Raw genomic sequence first — 6,298 nt, 5'->3', positions numbered from 1 at the left:
CTCGCGTTCTGAGTGCGCGGAGGCAAACCCCTCATCCGGCGCTTCGCGCCACCTTCTCCCGCAAGGGGAGAAGGGAACGCACCGTCTATGCGGCGAATCTACTCATGCCGGTGCCCGTGCTTGCGCGCCTTCGCCTGTTTTCCGTCACCCGTCGGAATCATCACCACGCGGCCATAACGCACGCCGCGTTCGGCGATGATATGGTCGGCGAAATGCCTGACCTCGCCGGCGTCGCCGCGCAGTGCCGTCATCTCCATGCAATTGCTATCGTCGAGATGGACATGCAGCGTCGCCAGCGCGAGGTCGTGGTGGCCATGGAATTCCTGCACCAGGCGTTTTGAGAGATCGCGGGCGGCATGGTCGTAGACATAGACGAGGCCGGCGACGCAGGGCCCGGTCTGCGCGGTGTCCTCGCTGCTCTGCTGCAAGCCGGCACGTGCGAGGTCGCGAATGATCTCGGAGCGGTTCTGATAGCCGCGCGCTTCCGCCGCAGCATCGATCTCCGCCAGGAGGTCGTCCTCGATGGTTATCGTGATTCGCTGCATCAAGTCCTCTCCGTGCGTACCGCTTGGTGCGTAGTCGGTAGCCCGGATGGAGCGAAGCGCAATCCGGGACAGTTTCGATGCGTGGACAGACCCGGGATTGCGCTTCGCTTCATCCGGGCTACGCGTATCTTACCGCGTTTCGTGAACGGTGCGCGCTCACAGCCGCGTTGCCCGCAGCCGCAGCGCATTCCCGACCACGCTGACCGAGGACAGCGCCATCGCGGCGGCTGCGATGATCGGCGACAGCAGCACGCCGAAGGTCGGATAGAGGATGCCGGCCGCGATCGGAATGCCTGCGGCGTTGTAGATGAAGGCGAAGAACAGGTTTTGCCGGATGTTGCTCATCGTCGCCTGCGACAGTTTTCGCGCTCGGACGATGCCGGTGAGGTCGCCCTTCAGCAGGGTGACGCCGGCGCTCTCCATCGCCACGTCCGTGCCGGTGCCCATCGCGATGCCGACTTCGGCCGCGGCCAGCGCCGGCGCGTCGTTGACGCCGTCGCCGGCCATGGCGACACTGCGGCCGGCCTTCTGCAGCTTTGTCACCACCGCGCTCTTCTGATCCGGCAGCACTTCGGCCTCGACGTCGGCGATGCCGAGCCTGCGCGCCACGGCCTCCGCCGTGGTGCGGTTGTCGCCGGTCAGCATGATGACCTTGATACCTTCGGCCGCGAGTGCCTTCAGCGCCTCTGGGGTCGAGGCCTTGACCGGATCGGCGATCGCGAACAGGCCGGCAAGCCGGCCGTCGACCGCCATGTTGATCACGGTCGCGCCATCGCCGCGCAGTCGTTCGGCCTCGCCATCGAGCGCTTTGGTGTCGATGCCGATCGACATCAGATATTTGGCATTGCCGAGCACGATGGTTTTGCCGTCGACCTTGCCGGTCGCGCCCTTGCCGGTCGGCGAATCGAATTGTTCGACCTGGCCCAGCGCGAGCTGCTTCTCCTTCGCCGCGCGCATGATCGCGTCGGCCAGAGGATGCTCGCTGGCGCGCTCGACGCTGGCGGCCATGCGGAGGATATCGTCTTCCGCAAAGCCGGCCGCGGGCACGATCGCGACCACCTTCGGCTTGCCCTCGGTCAGGGTGCCGGTCTTGTCGACCACCAGCGTGTCGATCTTCTCCATTCGCTCGAGCGCCTCGGCGTTCTTGATTAGCACGCCTGCCTGCGCGCCGCGGCCGACGCCGACCATGATCGACATCGGAGTCGCGAGTCCCAGCGCACAGGGGCAGGCGATGATCAGTACGCTGACGGCGGCGACGAGGCCGAAGGCCAGCCGCGGCTCCGGCCCGAACCAGGCCCAGGCCGCGAAGGCAGCGACCGCGACCGTCATCACCGCCGGCACGAACCAGCCGGCAACCTGATCGGCGAGGCGCTGGATTGGCGCCCGCGAGCGCTGCGCGTCGGCCACCATCTGCACGATCTGCGACAGCAGCGTCTCCCGCCCGACCTTGTCGGCGCGCATGATGAAGCTGCCGGACTGGTTGAGCGTGCCGGCGATCACCTTCGCGCCCGTCTCCTTGCTCACCGGCATGGATTCGCCTGTTACGAGCGACTCGTCGAGCGAGGAACGGCCTTCCAGAATGACGCCGTCGACCGGCACTTTTTCGCCCGGCCGCACGCGCAAGCGGTCACCGGCATGAAGCGCGTCGATCTCGACCTCGTGCTCGCCGCCATCGCCATCGATGCGCCGTGCGGTCTTGGGGGCGAGCTGCAGCAGCGCCTTGATCGCACCCGACGTCGCATCGCGGGCTCGCAGCTCCAGCACCTGCCCGAGCAGCACCAGCACGGTGATGACGGCCGCTGCCTCGAAATAGACCGCGACCGCGCCTTCATGCCCGCGGAATGTGGCCGGGAAGATCTGCGGCGCGATGGTGCCGATCAGGCTGTAGACATAGGCAACGCCCGTACCCATCGCGATCAGCGTGAACATGTTGAGGTTGCGCGTCAGCAGCGACTGCCGGCCGCGAACGAAGAACGGCCAGCCGGCCCACAGCACCACGGGCGTGGCGAAGACGAGCTGGATCCAGTTCGACAGCGTCGCATCGATCCAGTTGTGCGGGCCCGCGAGATGGCCGCCCATCTCCAGCACCACGGCCGGCAAAGCCAGCGCGCCGCCGATCCAGAACCGCCGCGTCATGTCGGCAAGCTCAGGATTGGGCCCGGTCTCCAGGCTCGCCACTTCCGGCTCGAGCGCCATGCCGCAGATCGGGCAGGTGCCGGGTCCGGCCTGGCGGATCTGCGGATGCATCGGGCAGGTGTAGATCGTGCCTGCGGGCATCTCGGGCTCGGGTGTCTTCTCCTTGGCGAGATATCTTGCGGGATCCTCGGCGAATTTGGTGCGGCAGCCGGCCGAGCAGAAATGGAAGGTCGCGCCGTGATGGTCGAAGCGGTGCTTGGACGTCGCGGGATCGACTGTCATGCCACAGACGGGATCACGGACTTTTGCCGCGGCGCCGTGGTCATGCGCGTGATCGCCGTGCGCGCCGCAGCAGGAGGCAGCGGCGGGCTGGGCGACCGGGGCAGCCTTACTGGAACAGCCGCATCCGGAATGTGTTTCCGCGTTGTGACGGTGCTCGTGTTCCGCGTCGGTCATTGCCACGCTCCGGTCTTGCAAGTTATACCCTAGGGGGGTATATAAGCCGCATGCGCAAGGACATCAAGGCATCTGTCGGAAAACGTCTCGGCCGGATCGAGGGGCAGGTTCGCGGCCTCTCGAAAATGGTCGAGGAGGACCGCTATTGCATCGACATCGTGACGCAGATCTCGGCGGTCCGCGCTGCGCTGCGCCGGGTCGAGGAAGAGGTTCTGAAAGATCACGTCGCCCATTGCGTCGAGCATGCGATCGCGAGCGGCGACAAGGCGGACCAGCGCGAGAAGATCGCGGAGCTGATGGCGGTGATTGGGCGGGCAGAGCGGTAGGGTCGTACTCACTCGCCATTGTGAGGGGCCAACGATATCCACCAATGTCGTCCTGGCGAAAGCCAGGACCCATACCGCGGAGCTTATCGATCGCGCGCGGTAGCTGTACCGAACGGCCGGTCCTCGCCAAACGTCTCCTCTGATAATGGGTCCTGGCTTTCGCCAGGACGACGGCGGAGCTACGCCGCCATCCCCAGCGCGTGTCCCTGCGCGCGGTACTTTGCGAGATCGTTCAGCAGCACAAAATGCTCGGAGAAGGCAACGCTCATCTCCGCAGCCGCCTCACGCATCACTTCTTCAGCCGAAACCGGCGCCTCTTCGTCAGTCGCTTCAGGAACGAGCGGCGGCGCACGGAACGTTTCTGGAAACACACCGAAGGTGCCGGCTACCTCCTCGAGCGGCTTCTGCTTGTCGGCCCAGTGCAAGGCGGTGTAGTCGAAGCCGTGCACGATGGTGGGTTTGACGACTTCAAAATAGGGCGAGATGTCGAAGTCGCGGGGCATGTAGAGCGAGGAATCGCGGATGTGCAGGATCTCGCGGCGGGCGGCGCGGCTGCCGGCCTTGGTGATCTTGGGCAGGATCGGGTAACGCACGGCGTCGAACGCTTGTGCGATCAGGGCCGAGCAGATGATCTTGGTGGGATCGCCCGAGCCGATCGAGATCATGCGGCGCCGCCAGCGCTGCGGGATCGGCAGCGGAAACAGAAAGCGCATCAGGTCGACGATGTTCTTGGTGTCGTAGCCGAAGCCGATGCGGTTGATCGCATAGCGGCAGACCGTGGTGCGGTCCTCATAGGACAGCCCGACCGGACGGCAGACGCGGGTGTGATAGGGGAAATATTTCGACAGCGGTGCGGAGGTGACGCCTTCGCCGATATTGGCCTCGATCAGCACGTGCGGCTCGCCATCGGGCTCTTCCGCGCCTTCGATGGGGCCGACATAGAGTGCGCCGTGGGACCAGGTCGACTGCGTCAGATATTTGATGATGCCCGAGATGCGGTTGTTGCCCTCGACCAGTAGCACGTCGCCGGGCTCGATCACGCCGCGCAGATGCTCGGGGTCGCTCGGCGTGAACGGCTCATAGCCCGGCACCTCCTTCGAGAGGTACGCGGCAATCAGCTTGCCGACTGAATCCAGGACCGTCCCCATTTCAAAACTCCCCCACGGCCTTTTCCGGCCGTCTTTTTCTCTTCTCTATCATGGTCGGAACGTGTTGCAATTCGGTTCATCGTTCTGTGACATCAAGCACGATTGATTCACCATGATGGTTGCCGCGCAACATCAGATGCGGCAAGGTTCGCTAGCTGTTCCCGTTTGCTGCAAGTCTCCGGAAACCATGTCATGACAATCACGCGCCGCAGCTTCCTATCGGCATCGGCGGGCCTTGCCGCGATGCCGGTCCTGCGCGCAACCGCCGCGCCCCTGCCACGCGAGGCTGACATCGTCGTGATCGGCGCGGGCGCGGCCGGAATTGCCGCGGCGCGGCGCATCATGGCGGCCAATCGCAGGGTCGTGGTGGTGGAAGCGGCGTCGCAGATCGGCGGCCGCTGCATCACGGATACGACCACCTTCGACACGCCGTTCGATCGCGGCGCGCGCTGGATGCACAATCCCGACACCAATCCGATGATCCGGCTGGCGCGCAGTGCCGGGCTCGACGTTCTGCCGGCGCCATCAGGCCAGAAGATGCGCATCGGCCGCCGCAACGCACGGGCCGGCGAGACCGAGGAATTCCTGGCGGCGCTGGTGCGCGCCAACCGCGCCATCGACGAGGCCGCGCGCGGCAAGCTCGATACCGCCTGCGCCTCGGTGCTGCCGAAGGATCTCGGCGATTGGGCCGGCGCGGCCGAGTTCATCCTGGGCGCGAGCTTCGCCGGCAAGGACCTGAAGGAGCTGTCTGCGATCGACAAGGCGCGGGCACAGGATCGCAACGCCGCGATCGCCTGCCGCCAGGGCCTGGGGACCCTGATCACCAAACTCGGTGAGCAGGCGCCGGTCGCGCTGTCGACGCCGGCGAGCCGGATCGTCTGGAGCAATCGCGACGTCAGCGTGGAGACACAAGCCGGCAAGATCGCCGCACGTGCCGCCATCATCACGGTCTCGACCAATGTGCTGATTTCGGGCGCGATCAAGTTTGGGCCTGACATTCCGAAGCGCACGCTCGATGCCGCCTCGAAGCTCACGCTCGGAAGCTACGATCACATCGTGCTGCAACTGCCGGGCAATCCGCTCGGCCTGTCGCGCGACGATATCCTGATCGAGCAGAGCAACTCGACGCGCACGGCGCTGATGTTCGCCAATATCGGGGGATCCTCGCTGTGCTCGATCGATGTCGGCGGCTCGTTCGGCCGCGATCTGTCCGGGCAAGGCGAGAAGGCGATGACGGCCTTCGCCAGAGAATGGATCACGAAGCTGTTCGGCAGCGAAGTGGCCGCCGCCGTGCGGAAAGCCAGCGCGACGCGCTGGAACGCCTCGCCGTTCGTGATGGGTGCGATGTCGGCGGCCTCGCCGGGCGGTCAGCTCTCGCGAAGAATCCTGGCCGAGCCGATCGGCAACATGTTCCTCGCCGGCGAAGCCACGCACGAGACGCTGTGGGGCACCGTCGACGGCGCCTGGGAAAGCGGCGAGCGCGCCGCGGACGCGGCCTTGCGCAAGATCGGCGCGCTCAAGGACGAGCCAGCCGATGTGCCGACGCAGTCGACGAAGAAGCGGCGGGCGCCGCGGCAGCAGAGGAACTAATTCAGTCGTGGGGGGGGGGGGGGGGCGGGGGCCGCGGGGGGGGGGGGGGGGGGGCCGCCCCCCCCACCCCCCCCCCCCCCCCCCCCCCCCAAAACCC

At 66.2% G+C, this 6,298-nt stretch carries 5 protein-coding genes; 2 read left to right on the top strand and 3 right to left on the bottom strand.

Annotated features, from left to right (window positions below; all coding sequences use genetic code 11):
- Window positions 1-98: 98 nt before the first annotated feature.
- Window positions 99-545 (bottom strand): nickel-responsive transcriptional regulator NikR, encoded by a 447-nt coding sequence (gene nikR / locus AC0L2J_RS31415; RefSeq protein ID WP_473395576.1) that lies wholly within the window; start codon window positions 543-545, stop codon window positions 99-101.
- Between the two features lie 156 nt (window positions 546-701).
- Window positions 702-3,137 (bottom strand): heavy metal translocating P-type ATPase, encoded by a 2,436-nt coding sequence (locus tag AC0L2J_RS31410; RefSeq protein ID WP_473395575.1) that lies wholly within the window; start codon window positions 3,135-3,137, stop codon window positions 702-704.
- A gap of 50 nt (window positions 3,138-3,187) precedes the next feature.
- On the opposite strand from AC0L2J_RS31410, the gene AC0L2J_RS31405 reads away from it, so the two are divergent.
- Window positions 3,188-3,463 carry a metal-sensitive transcriptional regulator gene (locus AC0L2J_RS31405; protein WP_007598521.1) on the top strand — a complete coding sequence of 92 codons (276 nt, stop codon included), beginning with the start codon at window positions 3,188-3,190 and terminating at the stop codon, window positions 3,461-3,463.
- Between the two features lie 179 nt (window positions 3,464-3,642).
- On the opposite strand, the gene AC0L2J_RS31400 is transcribed toward AC0L2J_RS31405, so the two are convergent.
- The gene (locus AC0L2J_RS31400) at window positions 3,643-4,611 is read right to left on the bottom strand and encodes a YiiX/YebB-like N1pC/P60 family cysteine hydrolase (protein ID WP_007603987.1); all 969 of its coding nucleotides are present in this window, start codon (window positions 4,609-4,611) and stop codon (window positions 3,643-3,645) included.
- Between the two features lie 192 nt (window positions 4,612-4,803).
- Here AC0L2J_RS31400 and AC0L2J_RS31395 point away from each other — a divergent pair, with 192 nt between their 5' ends.
- Window positions 4,804-6,201, top strand: coding sequence for a flavin monoamine oxidase family protein (locus AC0L2J_RS31395; protein WP_473395574.1), 1,398 nt, complete (start codon window positions 4,804-4,806; stop codon window positions 6,199-6,201).
- Window positions 6,202-6,298 lie beyond the last annotated feature (97 nt).

This window comes from Bradyrhizobium sp. MV1.5 (assembly GCF_055807615.1).
Note: the sequence above shows the minus strand (reverse complement) of the source record. Positions and strands in the feature narration are given on the sequence as shown.